Annotated in this window: 15 protein-coding genes, 1 tRNA gene and 2 pseudogenes; 9 read left to right on the forward strand and 9 right to left on the reverse strand. The window is 58.4% G+C overall.

Going from position 1 to position 16,293, the window contains the following annotated elements; translation table 11 throughout:
• Positions 1-8: 8 nt before the first annotated feature.
• Together R2N03_RS19000 and R2N03_RS19005 are read right to left on the reverse strand one after the other, a co-directional pair.
• On the reverse strand, positions 9-422 hold the full coding sequence (locus R2N03_RS19000; RefSeq protein ID WP_316659406.1) for a surface-adhesin E family protein: 414 nt from the start codon (positions 420-422) through the stop codon (positions 9-11).
• 171 nt (positions 423-593) lie between these two features.
• Complete coding sequence (locus R2N03_RS19005) at positions 594-1,463, reverse strand: c-type cytochrome (RefSeq protein ID WP_316659407.1); 870 nt, start codon at positions 1,461-1,463, stop codon at positions 594-596.
• Positions 1,464-1,828: 365 nt separating this feature from the next.
• Between R2N03_RS19005 and R2N03_RS19010 the strand changes: the two genes are divergently transcribed.
• Positions 1,829-1,904, forward strand: a tRNA-Arg gene (locus R2N03_RS19010).
• Positions 1,905-2,417: 513 nt separating this feature from the next.
• On the opposite strand, the pseudogene R2N03_RS21050 reads toward R2N03_RS19010, so the two are convergent.
• Positions 2,418-3,488: pseudogene (locus R2N03_RS21050) on the reverse strand (recombinase family protein); the annotation flags it as partial.
• A 761-nt stretch (positions 3,489-4,249) separates the two neighbouring features.
• Between R2N03_RS21050 and R2N03_RS19015 the strand changes: the two are divergent.
• The 4 genes from R2N03_RS19015 to R2N03_RS19030 all read left to right on the forward strand — a co-directional run bounded on the left by R2N03_RS19015 (position 4,250) and on the right by R2N03_RS19030 (position 6,628).
• The gene (locus tag R2N03_RS19015; RefSeq protein ID WP_316659408.1) at positions 4,250-4,879 is read left to right on the forward strand and encodes a hypothetical protein; all 630 of its coding nucleotides are present in this window, start codon (positions 4,250-4,252) and stop codon (positions 4,877-4,879) included.
• Positions 4,880-5,028: 149 nt separating this feature from the next.
• Positions 5,029-5,430 (forward strand): CHAD domain-containing protein, encoded by a 402-nt coding sequence (locus R2N03_RS19020; protein WP_316659409.1) that lies wholly within the window; start codon positions 5,029-5,031, stop codon positions 5,428-5,430.
• A 180-nt stretch (positions 5,431-5,610) separates the two neighbouring features.
• Entirely contained in the window at positions 5,611-6,060 is a 450-nt protein-coding gene (locus R2N03_RS19025) for a hypothetical protein (protein ID WP_316659410.1), read from the forward strand.
• A gap of 295 nt (positions 6,061-6,355) precedes the next feature.
• Positions 6,356-6,628, forward strand: a complete 273-nt coding sequence (locus tag R2N03_RS19030; RefSeq protein WP_316659411.1) for a hypothetical protein — start codon at positions 6,356-6,358, stop codon at positions 6,626-6,628.
• 150 nt (positions 6,629-6,778) lie between these two features.
• On the opposite strand, the gene R2N03_RS19035 is transcribed toward R2N03_RS19030, so the two are convergent.
• Both R2N03_RS19035 and R2N03_RS19040 read right to left on the reverse strand, forming a co-directional pair.
• Entirely contained in the window at positions 6,779-7,624 is an 846-nt protein-coding gene (locus R2N03_RS19035; protein ID WP_316659412.1) for an undecaprenyl-diphosphate phosphatase, read from the reverse strand.
• Positions 7,625-7,865: 241 nt separating this feature from the next.
• On the reverse strand, positions 7,866-8,453 hold the full coding sequence (locus tag R2N03_RS19040) for a GGDEF domain-containing protein (RefSeq protein WP_428984429.1): 588 nt from the start codon (positions 8,451-8,453) through the stop codon (positions 7,866-7,868).
• Positions 8,454-9,228: 775 nt separating this feature from the next.
• On the opposite strand from R2N03_RS19040, the pseudogene R2N03_RS19045 reads away from it, so the two are divergent.
• Positions 9,229-9,470 (forward strand): annotated as a pseudogene (locus R2N03_RS19045) (integrase core domain-containing protein); the annotation flags it as partial.
• A 571-nt stretch (positions 9,471-10,041) separates the two neighbouring features.
• Here the strand turns inward: R2N03_RS19045 and R2N03_RS19050 are convergent.
• Both R2N03_RS19050 and R2N03_RS19055 read right to left on the reverse strand, forming a co-directional pair.
• Positions 10,042-10,950, reverse strand: a complete 909-nt coding sequence (locus R2N03_RS19050; protein WP_316659413.1) for an HAD domain-containing protein — start codon at positions 10,948-10,950, stop codon at positions 10,042-10,044.
• Between the two features lie 112 nt (positions 10,951-11,062).
• Positions 11,063-11,623 (reverse strand): HAD domain-containing protein, encoded by a 561-nt coding sequence (locus tag R2N03_RS19055; protein WP_316659414.1) that lies wholly within the window; start codon positions 11,621-11,623, stop codon positions 11,063-11,065.
• Between the two features lie 334 nt (positions 11,624-11,957).
• Here R2N03_RS19055 and R2N03_RS19060 point away from each other — a divergent pair, with 334 nt between their 5' ends.
• Together R2N03_RS19060 and R2N03_RS19065 are read left to right on the forward strand one after the other, a co-directional pair.
• Positions 11,958-12,212, forward strand: a complete 255-nt coding sequence (locus R2N03_RS19060) for a helix-turn-helix domain-containing protein (protein WP_316659415.1) — start codon at positions 11,958-11,960, stop codon at positions 12,210-12,212.
• Positions 12,213-12,731: 519 nt separating this feature from the next.
• On the forward strand, positions 12,732-13,046 hold the full coding sequence (locus R2N03_RS19065; RefSeq protein ID WP_316659416.1) for a high-potential iron-sulfur protein: 315 nt from the start codon (positions 12,732-12,734) through the stop codon (positions 13,044-13,046).
• Between the two features lie 67 nt (positions 13,047-13,113).
• Here the strand turns inward: R2N03_RS19065 and R2N03_RS19070 are convergent, their stop codons facing one another.
• Positions 13,114-14,112 carry a Bug family tripartite tricarboxylate transporter substrate binding protein gene (locus tag R2N03_RS19070; RefSeq protein WP_316659417.1) on the reverse strand — a complete coding sequence of 333 codons (999 nt, stop codon included), beginning with the start codon at positions 14,110-14,112 and terminating at the stop codon, positions 13,114-13,116.
• Positions 14,113-14,241: 129 nt separating this feature from the next.
• Positions 14,242-15,396, reverse strand: a complete 1,155-nt coding sequence (locus R2N03_RS19075; RefSeq protein WP_316659418.1) for a porin — start codon at positions 15,394-15,396, stop codon at positions 14,242-14,244.
• Between the two features lie 492 nt (positions 15,397-15,888).
• Here R2N03_RS19075 and R2N03_RS19080 point away from each other — a divergent pair, with 492 nt between their 5' ends.
• Entirely contained in the window at positions 15,889-16,173 is a 285-nt protein-coding gene (locus tag R2N03_RS19080; RefSeq protein WP_316659419.1) for a hypothetical protein, read from the forward strand.
• The last annotated feature ends 120 nt before the right edge of the window (positions 16,174-16,293 follow it).

Here is a 16,293-nt window from a genome sequence, read left to right on the forward strand (position 1 = left end):
CCACCGCGCTACTTCTGGCACACGGCGCGCAGGATCGCCTCACCTTCAGAATGCGGCACGACGGCTTCCCATCGGGGGCCGTCGATGTTCTTGGTCAGCACCGTGGCGTGCTGGCTGTCCTGGATCAGCGCGCTGACCGGCAGGATGCGATCGTTCTTGCAGTCGTAGACCGAGGTACGCGAGTCATATTGGTACGTCTTGCCGTCTGCGAGCTTGCGTGGCGCGTCATAGGCGTCGCGCGAGGTGGCGCGTACCGTGCCATCGCTGTTGCGCTCGATGGAGTCCTTGTCCAGATAGAGCGTGCCGGCATTGTTCGCCAACGGGGTCAGCTTGACCCAGTTGTCGGCCGCCATGGCCTTCGCGTTGCAGATCATCAGGGCGCATGCCGCCCAATAGGCCAATATCATTCGAGTCTTTCGCATGGCTACCTCCATTCGCGTCATACCGTGCGTGCGGCCTACCGTCACGGCACCTTCTGCCGCACATCGAAAGACCTGTAGCAATCGGCGTGCCGAACTTAGCCCCGCCCTTTCAGCCGGCAACAAAAAAGCCCGCGCAGGGCGGGCCTTTCCGAGACACGAACGTCGAACGACTTACTTCGCGGCGGCGGCCATGTAGTCGACGGCAGCTTTGACATCGTCATCCGAGCCGGCATACGTGCCCTTGGGCGGCATCGCATTCTTGCCGTGCAAAGCGCTCTCGTAGAGTTTGGCCTTGCCTTGGGCGAGCCGCGGGGCCCAGGCTGCCTTGTCGCCAAACTTCGGCGCCCCTGCCAGGCCAGCGGCGTGGCACATCTGACACGTCGACTCGTAGACCTTCTTGCCAACATCGCCCGCTGCAGCTTGCGGTGCAGCCGACGCTGCGGGCGCTGCGGCAGCAGGTGCCGGGGCTGCGGCGGCCGGTGCAGCAGCTTCCGGCGCCGATGCTGCGGCGGGCGCAGCGGCGCCACCGGCCGGCGCCGCCGGCTCCTGCAGCTTGCCGCCAGCCGAATTGGCCATGTAGACGATGGCGCGCTGAATCTCGTAGTCACTCACGTCATCGGGTGACGTGCCGCCGCGTGCGGGCATGCCGCCCTTGCCGGCCAGCGCAACCTTGGTCAGGCCGTCGAGCCCTTGCGGCAGACGCGGAGCCCAGCTTGCCGCATCGCCAAACTTGGGCGCCCCGGCCACACCCGCGGCGTGGCAGGTCGCGCAGACTTCCTTGTACAGCTGTTCGCCAGTCTTGAAGACACGCGGCGCGTTGGGGTCCTTGAGGTCCAGTTGCGCGACGGGCTTGATGCGATCATTGACCGCTTCCTCGGACATGCCAGCGCTGCCCGCACCGTCCTTGGCGCCCAGGCCAACATAGTTGGCCAGCATGATGATGATGAGAATGGGAACGACGAACGCGGCGATCACCGTGATGATCAGCTGCTTCGGGGTCTTGATCAGAGGCTCGTGTTCGTCGTGTTGCGCGTCGCTCATGCTCAACTCTCAGGATGGTGAAACCGCTCTTGGAACCCCTTGAGCGCGACCGGCATGAGTCACGAGCTATGCCGACCGCGCGTGGGGCCGCGTTGGGTCACGATGAGGGCAGGAGGACCCCGGCAATCGCCGATCAGCCCGAACAGACCTGTCCCCGTATTATTTTCTGGCAAATGACGGGCGATTATATCCGCAATGCCTAGCCGTTTGACACGCGGGAGAGCCCTAGGCGGCGCTTTTCGACTTGGGTCAAAAACCGCTGAAAACGGCGTTGCGCCTTACGCCATCCCCTGAGTGCGATGGACGCACAGCGGCAAATACGCTATTCTGCGGGGCTCTTCTTTCGGTACGTTCTGTGCCGACACGCGCCCGTAGCTCAATGGATAGAGTACTGCCCTCCGAAGGCAGGGGTTGCTGGTTCGATCCCAGCCGGGCGCGCCAATCTGATGCGTCACTGGGCACTTCGCCCGGCATGTTGCTCCAATGCGACATCGCGGATGCCAATTGCGCCCGGTTTCCCCGGATGCGGCAGCAAGCAGCATCAACGCGGATTTCGGTAACGAGAGCCCGAAGGTATTGCCTCGCAAGAGGATTGTCCGGGTCGCCGAGCTCGGTCCGCGCTATCGATAAAAACTCCTCGATATGCTCGCGGCTCACTTTCCGAAAGGGAAGATGCTGGCGTGCTTCCAAGCCTCGCAATTCCGCTTCAACCGTCTCCCGCTCGTGCTGCTTTCGCCTGATATGCGCCTGCAGCGTCGAATCAAGATCGATATTTTTCTTTGCAACCTGTTCGTACATGCGGCCAAGAGCGGCATCCAGCGCGGCCAGTCGAGTGCGTAGCAATTGAAGTCTCTTCGGATCAGGCTGCTTCGCGTCTTTCCAGATGGCCATCAGTTCGCCCATGATGCCTGCTACTCGTTCTGTACTCAGGACACGCTCAATGAGTGCGGTCAATACCAATCGGTCTAGGCGCTCCTTTGGAAGATTCGGGCAGGAGCAAGCGGAAGGGCTGATTTTCTGCTTGGATGCGCATCGATAGTATTTGTATCGGCCGGATTTCCCCGTGGCAAGCGTAAGCCCCTTGTTGCAGCGACCGCAGATGAGTAGTCCGGTCAAAAGCGTGGGGACCTGTGCAGCACGATTGTCGGTGTTTGGGGGGCGACGCGTTGCAAGTACTCTATGCACAGCGTCAAACTCGTCCCTTCCCAAAATAGCCGGAATCTGTGTCGTGACCCATTCCTCCCTGGGATGAGGACGGTTTGTGTGCGAATTTCTTTTGAACGTCACGAGCTCACCGATGCACGCGGAGTTCTCTAAGACCATCTCCACATGGCGAATCGTCCATTTTGTGCCTCGATGTTGCAGCCCACTCGCATTCAATTCCTCGGCAATTCGCTTCATCCCCATAACTAAACCGTCTTTTCCAAATCGCGCAAGTCTGAAGATTCGACGGACGACCTCAGCTTCTTCGTCGTCCACTACAAGGATTTTCTTCACACCACTCCGTGCCGGTATGTCGGTGGCGACAATTCTGTATCCATACGGAGGCTTTGAGCCATTGAAGTAGCCTGCCACTGCATTAGCTCTCATACAGTCAGCGACTCGCACCCCCGTACTTAGGCTCTGCAGTTCGTCAAGAATGCCGGTGACGTTTCTAACAAGAAATGAAGATCGCTCATCTTCGGGGCGAGGTTGGCCGAAGATTACAAGTTGAACACCATTCTGCCCAAGCTTTCGCTCCAAAATCTCGCGCTCAGCATTTCGACGATAGAACCGGTTCTGAGCGTGCACGACGATCAGGTCAAACGGCTTTTCTGGTGAGAGCGCAGCGCCAACCATACGGTCGAAAACGGGGCGCCTGCGTTCGAGGGCATAAGCTGATGCTCCCGGCTCCTCAAAGATTTCGACAATGACGTGGCCTTTATCGTGTGCCCATTTCTTCATTACGGCCACTTGGTCGTCCATTGACATGCCTTGATCAGCCTGCCTCTCCGTTGAAACTCGGACGTACAGCGCAATTCTCATGTCTATCTCCAATGCCCCTGAAACGCACCCTACCAGCACCGTCCGGCGCGTGACGGGGTATCTCACGCTTGTCTAGTGACGGCACCCAAAGGAAAGACGCTCGGCACATCGAGCTGACTGCGTTTGACCGCGACCTACAGAGTCGGCGCTTCCCGGCACGGTTGAAACGCATGCGAAATTTGCTAAATAGCAAGCCATGATTTGTTCGAGTACAGTGCATTCGCTTGGCAAGAGTTCATCGACGGCATAGTCTCCCGCAAGAAACAGCGTGATCCGCACATCGCGATATTCCAAAATAACGGATTGTTGCCGTGGATTGCGAGCGCGAGAAGTCCTCGCATTGATGCGCACCGTATCGGACAAAATGCTAGCCGGGCGAGGTTCTAGCTTGGCCGCAACATTCACTCTCATACCACATCCCTCCAACGCCTGACTCCCGAAGCACTCTGGCAGCGCTTAAACCTTAAGATTACACAGAAGCACCTTAGACGATATCGATTTTAACAACAATGCTTTAATATTCGATATTTTTCTTTTTGACAAACACAATAAAACAAAAAGACATTTATTTAAAAGATCAACGCATGTAACCAGAAGATTCAAAGCTTTGACAAATGCCGTAAGACGCCGAGCCCCGCATCAGGCGGGGTAACCAAGATCCGCGAGATATCTCGCCCCGCCCCCCTCGGAAATAGTCAAGGGCCAAGCGTCCGAGCCATCTGCGGACAGCCGAGATTCCACAACTTAGCGGAACAGCTAGCATGGGACGCCTGCTTAGCGGCGAAATTCCGGACCCGAGCATCAACTTCGTCCGAGCCATTGGACGCCGCAAGAATGGTCATGGCGATCTTGTCGTCATGTCGGCGCTGTGGGCGCGACGTCGGCTTCCGCTCAAGCAGCAAGCCATACTGCTGCGAAAAAGGCGCTGTTCAGCCCACCTTTTTATTTGGCGGCGCAGCCTGCGATTCCTCCACTCCTTCCCAGCCACCGGTTCTCGTACCGTAGAGCAGACGCGCGAGGTGATCCACGTGCGGCCATACTCTTCAGCGTTTGGTAGACTGTTTGACGCAATACACAGCGAGGAACTCTTCGACATGGATCGAGCCGAGCTTATCAATGCCATCCTTACCCGAATGGAACAGGTCTGGGGCGATGGAGGATTGAGTGGCGAGCCTGAGCAGTACGCCTGGCTTCTTGAGCACTTCGGGATAAGCGAGGAGGAGGACGTGCAGTGGCAACTTGTCCTTGAGTACGACATGGACGAGTTATCCGAAGAAGATCGCGAGGATCCTGAGGTAATGCAGTTCGTCGAAGACGAAGAGCAGGTGGTCCGATTCCTTGAGAATTTATTGCGCAAGTATGAAAGCGTGCAGTTACAATTCGCCCCCTGACGATCGTCCGTCCTTTCCGGATGCCTCGCTATCGAAGTGCCGAATTTCAATCCGCCGCTTCCTTGCCGTATCTGATTGTGTGCGGCCAGCCCTGATAGCTCAACGCTGCGCACCCTGACTTTCGCGAAGCGATTGGCAACGCAACGCAAGTGCAGCCAGAGACCAGCGAGACACTCGAAAAATTTGCGCACGCCAGAATCGCAGCGGCGTCCAGGCGGGTGAATCGAGCGCTTCGTCGCGCGTCGAATGGTGGCTTACAGGAATTGCATCAGACGCGTATCCAAATCAAGCGGCTGCGTTACCTGCTTGAGTTCTTCTCGCCCGTGCTGGGCAAAAAAGATATCAAACGGATTCGCCGGCTGGAACAGCTTCAAGACGCGTTAGGGGAGCTGAACGACGTGGTTGTCGGAGCGACCTACATCTCCCAGGTTGCCGTCAGAGCAGAGTACGCGCCAGCCCACGAACTGTTTGCGCAGTGGCTTAAAAAGGAGAAAAAGGCCCGACGTCGCGCTGCCGTTACGGCGTTAAGGTCTCTTCCCCGCGAGCGCTGAGGTTGTCCTTGGTGTATCGGCAGGGAAAGGGCAGCAACTTATCCACATAAGCTGTGGGCAAGATCCGCTTCGAGCTTCGTCAGGCGGCGCCGGGACTCAGTTTGATCGGTATGCTCAAATTTTGTGCACATCGAAAACTATATATACTGTTTCAGTACATATAAAAAAAAGGGGCACCAGATGGAACTCGAAATGGCAAAGCAAGCGGCAGCGGCTGAGAACGCATCCTCCAGTGCCACAGCAAAGACTGGCCGAACCAAATCTGAAGCGAGCGCAGGCTCGCGAGCCACCAAACAGAGCTCGGCCAAGCCGGCGGCATCGCCAGCCGTGCTAGAGAAGAGCCAAAAGAAGACAAGGCGTGCTGTCAGTGTGGCTACCCCAGCGGGAGAGATGGCTCCGGAGAAGCCGAAGAAAACCAAGGTTGTGCGGGACAGTTTCACGATGCCGGAAGCAGACTATCGAATGCTCGCCGAACTCAAGGAGAGGTGTCTCGCAGGTGGAAAGAAGGTCAAGAAGAGCGAACTCCTGCGTGCCGGAGTCAATCTACTGGCGGCGATGCCGGCGAATCGCCTGCTTGCCGTTCTAGCGAAACTAGATTCTGTGAAGACGGGCCGACCAACGAAGGTTTGATGGCACAGGTATGCAGCGCGGGGGGCTTCTCCGCGCTTCCACGAAAAAAATTCGCGCGAGCACGCTCATACGGCCGCAAGCACGTTGCAGACGTTCAATCGACGAAAGCCAAAAAAAAAGCGCAGCCATCTTGACTGCGCACGAGGAGAAGACGAGGGTCCATCTCTCATCACGGCGCAAGGTTACACAAAAGTTATGACAAAATTTTGTCATACATGTGATGCAAGCATCCTACGATTGCTTTGCTGCTGTGCGACGCCGAGAATAACGGGGTGAGGGGAAAAAGGGAGTTGGAATGCAGCAGTGGGCAATTCAGGAATTCAGGGGCTGCTCAATTCATGTGCTTGCCGTGCTCGGCAGAGGCTCCGATTTCAGATACGCGTACACCGGGTTCATCTGCGCGCCCAAAGTCGGAACCATGTCGTATCCGCAGATGCAGCGGTTCCATCATGTGTCCGCCGATTTTGATTCGGCCGATGCAGCGATTGCCGCAGGCATGCGCGAGGGTCGTGCGATCGCCGAGCGGTGGTTCTCTATCGCCCTCGAGGGGCGGGATACGGCCGCCTGAAATTGCGGCGGGATGATGATGTTATCGCTGCGTTTAGCCCTTGCCGGAAGCAGCCACTAGCCTATATCTCTCAAACACCGTCAACTACATCGCCATACGCGGATGACGCTCGGAACCGAGCGTAGAGAAGCATCAGAGCCTCGGTTCACGTCAGCCAATCCAAAGCACGATCAACGCTGCGAACAGGCAGTACGCACCGAAGAAATGCCAGCGGCCTCTTTCCAGCCAGCTTGAGAGCCAGCGCAGCGCCGCTAATCCTGCCAGAAAGCTCAGTGCCATGCCGATCATGCTGAAGCTCACCACATGCATTAGGCCGCCGGTTTGCACTGCTGTGGCGGCGGCATGTGCTTGGTAGAGGCGATAGCCTTCTCTGACGATCACAGCGGGTGTCAGGACCACAGCCAGCGCAAAGCTGAATTCCTCCGCCCGCCGACGGCCCACGCCCAAGGCGATGCCAGTCGAAATCGTGGCGCCCGAGCGCGAGAACCCACGGAATGGCAAGCACAGACCCTGCACCGCGCCGATCCACGCGGCACGACGCGGCGTCAGTCCATCGTTTGTACTCTGTGGCAGGCGGGACGATACGATGATCAATACACCCGCAGCGGCTAGTGCGGTAGCCATCAGCTTGGCGTTGCCGAACAGACGTTCGATTTCGAAGTCGGGAGCATTGCCAGCGACTACATGCTTGATGGCTTGCAGCAAGGCCAGTCCGACAACACCAGTCGCGGCCGTGGCGATGATGAGCAGCAACGCATTCGAGCGAAATGCCCGAGCCGAGCTCAAATACGTGGCGCGCCAAGCCTTCCAGAAGTAGACGATGACGGCGAACATCGTACCGGTGTGCAGCATGACAAGCATCAGCGTCATTTCCGGCAGGGTCGGGTCCAACCCCATCAGCTTCTCGGCGACGATCACGTGAGCCGAGCTGGAGATTGGCAATAGTTCGGCTGCCCCCTGGACAAGAGCGAGAATCAGAATTTGCAGCAAGTCCATGCGCGTTAACCTTTCCTTTTCCTAATGTGTGGTGAGAGCAGCGGGAGCGGCAGATCCCACGGAAGGCGCGAACACGTTCTCAAGTGCGTACGCCAATGCAGCTGTTAACGCTCCGCAGAGGCCATCGCCGGTTGCAGTTCCAGTACCGAGCGCGCACTCAGTGCGCCAACCTTACCAGAGCTGGCACACCCCTGACAGCCTAACTACATTCGGAATCGCCCAGCTACGTAACCAACGCGTCTCAGCAGCAATAGTCCATTTCGGCAGATTGCTCAGGGCACACGAAGAATCTATCCCCCGCACGTTTTGCCCGCCTCTTAGCTGCAGCCGCTTGGGTGGCAATAGCACTCGCATCGATAACAGAGCCGGCCTTAACCGGCACAACACCGGCAGCGATGGTCACAAAGTTGTAGAAGCGAAGGTCGCCGTGACGATCTTCGCTCTGAATGCCACCGACACTGATATCTGCAGGAGCGTAGAGCTTTACCGCTGACTCATCAAACTTTGCCATCGCGGCGCGAATACGCGCTTCCCAATCGGGGCTCCGGAATAGGATGAAGAAATCATCTCCTCCGATGTGGCCTAGAAAGTCTTTCTGCGGGTCGCAGGCTTCGGCAAGGGTTGCAGCTGCCAGCTTGATCATCTTATCGCCCTGCCAGTAGCCGTAGACATCGTTGAACGGCTTGAAACTATTCAAGTCAAGATAGCAGGCATGAAATGGCACCTTACTTTCCAAGAGCCGAGTCATGTGAGCGTCGATCGGAATGTTGCCTGGCAGAAGGGTCAGTGGATTTGCGTATCTCGCTGCCTCGATGCGAGCTTCCGTCACCGCACGAACCAGGTCTTCCCCTGTTGCCTTGCAGGCCCATCTTGGCAAAAGTAGCGGCGCTTAATTTGGCTGCGAACCGTTCCAGGCTAGCCATGCAGCCCTCACGTTGAGCCTGCTCGAATAGCGCCTGAGGAAATTCTATGGGCGAGCCTTTTGGACCACGGACGAGAGCCTCATAGCCCAAAACTTGAGAAGACGAAATCGTCCCGATGGGCTGGAAAACCACTCGCAGGAGCTGCATTTCCATGCACCTCATAATGGAGGGGGTCATTTGTTAGCTCGCAAGGAGGTAGCCAACGATAGGTAACGGCTCACCACATCTGCGTACTTCCGATTGCGAGTACCGGCGGCCAGGTGCTCAGACGGAGATGGGTGTCTTCCGTGGAAGTGGCAGTCGCCAATGGCGCCGGGCCCGAACTTGCAATGGCCTAAAGACGTTTCCCTGGCGCCAGCGTGAGCGCTCGGCTGAACTGCAATTTGACAGCAAGTGCCATCGGCCATCTTGTGTGGCTGCCCAAACCTATCCTCTCCTCAAAAAAAAGAGGCACAGCAATATCGCTGCGCCTGGAGGACGATGGCGGGAGAGAGAGATGCATCGCCGACCGAGGTGGAATGTATGGCGGACAAGAAGATGTGTCGAGTGTGGAATTAGAAATAACTAAAATCAGTTGTTAGGAAAATGAAACTAACCCGGTGACATCAAAATGTCATCTTGACTCGTCGATGGCAGACGCATGCGCTTAGTACGATTCGCTTGCGAGCGTCAAGCGGTGATGACAACGGTCCGGAGTTCGCTTCTAAGGTGCTGGACGCGTGGGCCTACGAGGCGGGCGTCATGCTGTTGTTCATCCGGCCCGGTAAGCCAGTGAGAATGCCTACACCGAGAGCTTCAACGGGCGGTTCTGCGATGAATGCCTGAACGAGCACTGGTTCGTCTCAATGCGCCACGCCAGGCAGCTGATTGAGGAATGGCGTATCGAGTACAACACCGCGCGGCATCACAGTTCGCTCGGCTAGGTGTGAGGCCACAGATCGCGGTTACCGCGCGCCTATTCAACCACAAGAGCATAGCCGGCGTTTTTCCGTGATCGCGACCGGCGTCCTTCTCTACGGCGCCGCCAGCATCTCGCTTGTGACATCCCGATACTCCGTAACGCGATTCACTTGGCACCACGCCGACCACACGTAATCTCCCTCGCTCAATTCGTCTTGCCTCGGAGGACCGCAGAGGCGGTATTTGCGTCCGGAGCGGGTTACGCCGACTCGCGCGTTGATATCAATCCCGACGATAGCCGAGCTCACTCGCCCGGTGCCTGCAGTCGGACGCATACCAATAAAATGGCGCTCGCCTGCATCAGTTTCCAGGATGCGCCATTCTACGAGCGCTATTTCAGGTACGTCTGCGACCGGTCTCGCTTGCCATATCGGCATCGTAGCTCCACATTAAGTCGCTAGTGGCGCTTGGGAGAATCGTGCTTGAAGTGGAAACACTTCGGTGTCCCTGTGCTCAAGATGCTTCCCCGCACAATCTCGTGCGTAGCCAGCACCCTGTGTGAGTGGTGCCAACCATGCGCTCGCAGTCCATCATTCACGTTTGATAGGGGTTGCTCGGACGCACGACCTCGGCATCGAGCAACGCCACGGTGCGTATATACACCTGCTGTGCAAGTGTCAGCGCCCGTTCGAGGTTACATGGTGCGGAATCCACCGAGCGGCTCTGCTGACACCAACTGCCGAGTCGTAGCGCGACTTCAATATCTCCGTCTATCAAACGAAGGACCATTGACGACAACGAGATAACGGTATGGCTCGGATGCTCCAAATTGGCCACGTCGATTCCTCTAGATTCCGCTACTTCGACGAAGCACAGATATGCTGCATCAAATGCGCATGACAGTCCGGTCAAAAGTGAACTCTTGGCAAGTAGCGCATCGCGCTGACAGCCACGACTTCGCAGCAAGCGCGGTCGATCTGCCGAGGAGGAGCCTGTTAGCTGGTTCACGTCAACGCGCTCTGCGCCACGGCTCATCTTCGCGAGCTTCTCGGCTAGCACGAGTTGAACACGCGGCTCCCCTATTCCGAATCTCGGAGCGGGACACACGAGGTTTTGCTTGTAGGGCTCGGGCCAGCCAGTGTCGTCATCATCGAGCGCGAGCCATGCTTGGAGATTCTGCGCACGCACGTAACGAATGATCTGCTCGAACCTACTGAGCTCGGCCCACGCCTCCTTGTCAGTTCTGTACGCATAAGTCGTTCCGACAACGCGCTGCTGCAATGTCTGCGGCAGATATAACTTTGCCCGTACCAGATTGAACGTGCCCACCCAAGACGTACTCAGGACAATCTGTACATCTGGGTACGGCGTCAAGATCTTTGCCAGCAGATTCGCGTGCTCAAAAATTTGAGCGCCCGGTCTCCGCATTGTGGGGACGCCATCAATTAGATAGACATCATCGGCGTGCAGACAACCGTCGTAGTCCAGGAAGAGGACCGTCATATTGGAGACGAACTACGGTCGTCTAGTCGAGAGGGCAAATATGTCACTGATACGAATGCTGAGGCAAATCCAATGCACCAGGTCGGTTGGCGGCACAGGCGTCGATGACAGCTCACCAACGCCATCGTTGGCTACGCGCATTTAGAAGGCAGAGCTTGTCCTTTAGATCGTCCCGGATCGTCTGCTTACCGATTCCGAGGTGAGGATCAGACCAAACCAAATGGGTTATGAATGCGCGTGGCCAGGCACCATCGTCGAAATGGACCGCAAGCCAAAAATCCACACGCCTGCGGGTAACGTAGTACATGATCCTGTCGAACTTGCTAACCAAAACTGGCTTGAGGGGGTCGTGATTGAACTCGTCGATCGTGCCAACAACGCGCTGTTGTAACGGCTCTGGAAGATGGCTGATCGCAGCCGCCGCTCCATAGCACCCCACCCAGTCCGTGCTGAGAACAATATCAATATCCGGATATGGGGCCAGTAGCATCGCAAGGTCCGACGCATGTTCGAAGAACGCTGAGCTTTCGTCATGCAGGATCGGCTCGTGACCAGTGTGGGAGACGGGCATAGGGTGCAGACAACCGTCGTAGCCGAGGAAAAGTACTGCGCGCATGGGTCGTGAGGCCAGATTTAACAAATGTGATGCAGCCGTGCGGTATTGGCGCTGCATACGATTCCTCCAACAAACGTTATCGGGGTGTAGGCGTCAATACCAGAGAAGAGCGCTCGGTTCGAGTTCAATGACTAAAGGCGTCGCACGTTTACAAAGGCTCAGTTCGGCGAATGCGATGCTCCTACAGGCAACTGCGGGATTCGAAAACCCCGATAGAGACTGACGCCTCCTTTTTGAGGCGTTTACCGAGAGCACGAGCGGCCCGGACAGCGCCATATGTCTACGGCCCCCAGACCCGCGAACTGAGAAAATTACATTCAAATTGTAGATGTATATCCAGTAGATGTAAACACAGTAGATGCCAAAGCGGTAGACGAAAACAGCGTGCTGCATGACGCTTGCGCCCATGGAAACGGAAAAGAAATTCGAGCACTGGCTACGCGAACGTCTCGCGGAAAACTTACGGCGAGCGCGACGGCAACGACAAATTTCTCAAGAGACGCTGGGCGCAGAGTGCGGCTTTCATCGCACGTATATCAGCCAGGTGGAACGTGCAGTTACAAACATTACTCTTGATAATTTGCAGACAATCGCAGCGGTCTTAGATATCGAACCCGCCGACTTGCTGCGAGAGCAACTCACGTGAATTTGAGGCAATCCGCTGGTTGATAGGCTCGCTAGAAGCAAATTTTGTCCTTACGATTGTCTCGGTTTACTTTTTGTTGATTCGCGGCGGGATGAGGCATAAGTCAAGCGCCACGGACACTGCCGGCCAAGCTCCATTTGCACGTGCTGCGGCTCGTGACGATCGAGAGGAAATTCATAACACCCTGCTGACCCCATGGGGCGTCGGTACGCATTCTTCCCAGTGCCCAGCCACTTCCTGTATGGCGCGCCACTTGGCTTACGTCACTTGACGTTCCCCCCAGCATCAACGCGGCATCCTGTCGCAGAGCCCATCCTCCCCCCGGCTGAAGTCGATGATTCCTGCGCGCCAGTATGCGGAACATTGACCACACGCAGATGCCAGCGGACGATTGCTGTGCCAGAATGCACAAGCGGAAAGCGGCGCGCCGACGCCGTCCGCAGTCCCTCAGGGCGAGCCGGTGTTTGACACGGCCCGGCACGGGACGCCATACAACACACTCCCACAAAAGGAATCAGCATGTCCACTCGTCGTCAATTCCTGAAGAGCATTCCCATCGTGGCCGCCGCGGGCGCCGTCGGCATGTCGATGTCGGACCTGGCAACGGCCGCACCGATGGTGGCTGAGAGCGACCCGCAGGCCAAGGCACTGGGCTACGTGTCCGACAGCGCGAAGGCCGACAAGGCCAAGTTCCCCAAGCACACGCCGGATCAGCATTGCGGCAACTGCGCCCTGTACCAGGGTGGCACGGCAGCTCAGGGAGCCTGCCCGCTGTTCGCCGGCAAGGACGTCGCCAACAAGGGCTGGTGCAGCGCCTGGGCGAAGAAGGCGTAATCGGCATCACGCCAGTGCAAAACGGACCCCGCGGGGTCCGTTTTTCATGGGCGCGCGCGCCCGGGTGTCACGGTTCCTTGATGCCGGCGGCGCGCACGATGCGGCCATTGCTGTCGTATTCGGCGCGGATGGCCGCCGCAAATTGCTGGGCCGTGCCGCCTGCCGGCACAACGGCGGCCTGCGTGAGGCGGTCACGCAGGTCTGCGGCGGACAACGCCTTGTTGATCTCGGCGTTCAACCGCGCAATGACAGGCGCGGGCGTCCTGGCCGGCGCGAACACGCCGAAGGTCGACGCCATGTTCGCCTTGGCATAGCCCAGTTCTGCGAAGGTCGGTACATTCGGCAGCGTATCGAGCCGGTGCGGCGCGCCCACCGCGAGCGGGCGCAGCTTGCCGCTGGTGATGTGTTGCATCAGCGTCGGGCCGACGTTGGTCGACATCACCTCCACCTGGCCGCCCAGCGCATCGGTCAGTTGTTGGCCACCCCCCTTATACGGGATCAGCGTGATATCGACGTGCGCCTGCGACTTGACCTGCTCCAGCGCCAGATGCCCGACCGTACCAACACCCGAGGTCGACCAGCGAATCGAACCCGGCTTGGCGCGAGACTGGCTCAGCACGTCGGCAAAACTCTTGCCCGTGAACGCGGGCGTGCCCAGCAGGATCATCGGCGCGTACATGACATTGGCCACGGGGGCGATGTCCTTGAGCGGGTCGTACGGCAGCCTGCCGAAATAGGGATTGAGCGTGAGCGGACTGACCGACGAGAAGCCGAGCGTGTAGCCGTCGGGCGCCGCCTTGGCTACGGCGTCCATGCCGATGCTGCCGCCTGCGCCCGCACGGTTTTCCACCACCACCGGCTGACCAAGCTGGGCGGAAAGCCTCTCGCCGAGCGCCCGTGCCACGTTGTCTGAAATGCCACCGGTCGGATACGCGACGATGATGCGGATCGGCCTGAGCGGATAATCCTGTCCTTGCGCGGGCACGGCGACCAGCAGCGGCATGCCTGCGCAAAGCAGCGCAGCAGAAGCAATCAGACGACGACGGGCGGCACGTGCGGTGGTCATGGCGCAATGTCAGGGGGAGACGCAGAGGGGGACATTGTAGGCGGATGCCCAGGCAACCCCGTCCGCCAACGGGCAAAAGAAAAGGCGCCCGAAGGCGCCTTTCCTTTCCCAATCGTGTGACTGCGTCGATTAGAAGATGTGGCGGATACCAACACCCACGCCAACTTGGTTGGTCTTGCCGTTCTGGCCGTTGGCAGTACCGCCCGGCAGTTCCGGAGCAGCAGCGTCCTTCACCTTGTCGTAGGCGACCGTACCGTACAGTTGGGTACGCTTGGACAGGGAGTACTCAGCCAGCAGCACGCCCGTGTAGCGCTTGCCGTCGTTGCCCGAGGTCAGCGCAGCGTTGCTGATGCTGTCGTAGTAGAACGCGCCCGTCAGAGCCAGCGCCGGGGTCGCTTGATACGTCACGCCGCCCAGACCGATGTGGTCCTTGCGCTTGGTGCCGCCCGGCAACGTACCAGCACCGCTCGCAATGCCGTACAGATTCAGGCCGAAGGTGCTGTGGTCACCCGCACAATTGCTGCCGCTCACGCAGCCGGTGCCATCATTGCTGTTGATATAGCCGAGGAACAGCTTCGCCGGTCCGATGGTGTAGTTACCGCCCACGCCCCAGACCTTCTGCTTGTCGCCGCCCGGGAAGGCCACGCCGCTGATCACTTGAGCGGCATTTTGCTGCTGCTGGTAGAACGCACCGATCATGGCCGGGCCAAACTCGTACGACACTGCGCCGCCCATGTAGCGGTTGGATGCCGCGCTGCCGGCAACTTCACCGAAGCCGTAGCCTGCGCCAACGTACAGGCCGTTCCACTTGCCTTCGTACTTGAGCATGTTCGACGTACGCAGACCCGTCACGCCGTAGTACACCCACGAGTTTTCCAGGTAGTTGCCAACGCCCAGCGGGTCGAAGTTGCCGCCCATCGTGAAGCCGAAGTTGTACTGACGGCCCAGCGTGACGGTGCCCATGCTGCTGTTGGACAGGCCCACGAACGATTGACGATTGAACAACGCACCGCCATTGCCACGGCCGGTGTCCGGATCGAAACCGCTTTCCAGCACGAACAGCGCCTTGTTGCCGCCGCCCAGATCTTCCGAACCCTTCAGGCCCCAACGGCTGTTCGACACAGCACCGTTGTCCAATTGCAGCAGGCTGTTGCCGTTGGCATTGGCGTTCGTGGTGTAGTGAATCGTGGCGTCAACAATACCGTACAGCGTCACGCTCGATTGGGCGTAGGCAGAACCTGCGAACAGGGCGCCAACCGCAACCAGAATGGCAGACTTTTTCATGTGGGCTCGTAATAAATGAGTTGTCTCTAACCGCCCGACCCCGTGTGCATGAGGTTGGGCTCCTCCGTTTCCTTAACTTCCGTGTCGGAAGTGCCGCGCAAATTTAACAAAAGGCCTTATGCCGGGCAAAGCAATTCACGGAATCGTTCGATGAAGTGTGGTAAGCGCGCATCGCTCTTGATGCAACGCACCAAAACGGCCTCCGGCAAGGCCTACCGGCTGGTCATGCGCTGCTGTGGTGCACCACGACTGGCCTGGCAGCCTCGAACGCGCTTCGGATTAGGCAAAAGGGTGGAACACCCATCCCGCCGTTCGCAGGCTTTCCGGCGCGGCTCACGCTGACTTGCATCATTTCGGCGCTCACAACAAACCGTTCGTCGCACCACCGTGGATACAACCCGGCCTGTGACCTACCCTTCAGGCCGTGGCAAGACGTACACAGACCACGCCTAGAAAAACAGCATCGAAAATCAGTTGAAGAAGGAGTTCGCCATGCGACTCAAGCAGATTGGTATGGCCGCGTTGTTGGCGGCAGGCGCCTTGGCGGCGGGCGGCGCGTGGGCGCAAGCCAGCCGCATGGAAGTATTTGGTCAGGCAGCACGGGCCGAGCGGTTTGATGTCTACAGCGACGGTGCCCGCGCCGGCCGCTTCGACACATACACAGAAGGCATGCGCAGCGTCCGCTTCGATCCGTACAGCGAAGGCATGCGCAGTGACCCGGCCGGGCGTTCACGTGAGGGCGGCGGTACGGTGTACGGCTATCCCGTACCAAATTGATGCCCTCATCGGCAACCTCTTGCGGGCCGGTCTCCAGGCATCCTCCGAAATCCCGCCTTCTGGCCCACTCAGGCCCCGCTGGTGATGCGCCAGCGGGGCTTTTTCATGCACTCCGTCGTG

This window comes from Ralstonia condita (genome assembly GCF_958405655.1).
GTDB lineage: Bacteria > Pseudomonadota > Gammaproteobacteria > Burkholderiales > Burkholderiaceae > Ralstonia > Ralstonia condita.

Coding starts and splice junctions, on each gene's coding strand:
- R2N03_RS19005 (WP_316659407.1), bottom strand. CDS start 1,463: ATGAGCGACGCGCAACACGACGAACACGAGCCTCTGATCAAGACCCCG.
- R2N03_RS19035 (WP_316659412.1), bottom strand. CDS start 7,624: ATGGACTTGCTGCAAATTCTGATTCTCGCTCTTGTCCAGGGGGCAGCC.
- R2N03_RS19030 (WP_316659411.1), top strand. CDS start 6,356: ATGCAGCAGTGGGCAATTCAGGAATTCAGGGGCTGCTCAATTCATGTG.
- R2N03_RS19000 (WP_316659406.1), bottom strand. CDS start 422: ATGCGAAAGACTCGAATGATATTGGCCTATTGGGCGGCATGCGCCCTG.
- R2N03_RS19075 (WP_316659418.1), bottom strand. CDS start 15,396: ATGAAAAAGTCTGCCATTCTGGTTGCGGTTGGCGCCCTGTTCGCAGGT.
- R2N03_RS19060 (WP_316659415.1), top strand. CDS start 11,958: ATGACGCTTGCGCCCATGGAAACGGAAAAGAAATTCGAGCACTGGCTA.
- R2N03_RS19065 (WP_316659416.1), top strand. CDS start 12,732: ATGTCCACTCGTCGTCAATTCCTGAAGAGCATTCCCATCGTGGCCGCC.
- R2N03_RS19055 (WP_316659414.1), bottom strand. CDS start 11,623: ATGCAGCGCCAATACCGCACGGCTGCATCACATTTGTTAAATCTGGCC.
- R2N03_RS19080 (WP_316659419.1), top strand. CDS start 15,889: ATGCGACTCAAGCAGATTGGTATGGCCGCGTTGTTGGCGGCAGGCGCC.
- R2N03_RS19070 (WP_316659417.1), bottom strand. CDS start 14,112: ATGACCACCGCACGTGCCGCCCGTCGTCGTCTGATTGCTTCTGCTGCG.
- R2N03_RS19025 (WP_316659410.1), top strand. CDS start 5,611: ATGGAACTCGAAATGGCAAAGCAAGCGGCAGCGGCTGAGAACGCATCC.
- R2N03_RS19015 (WP_316659408.1), top strand. CDS start 4,250: ATGGGACGCCTGCTTAGCGGCGAAATTCCGGACCCGAGCATCAACTTC.
- R2N03_RS19050 (WP_316659413.1), bottom strand. CDS start 10,950: ATGACGGTCCTCTTCCTGGACTACGACGGTTGTCTGCACGCCGATGAT.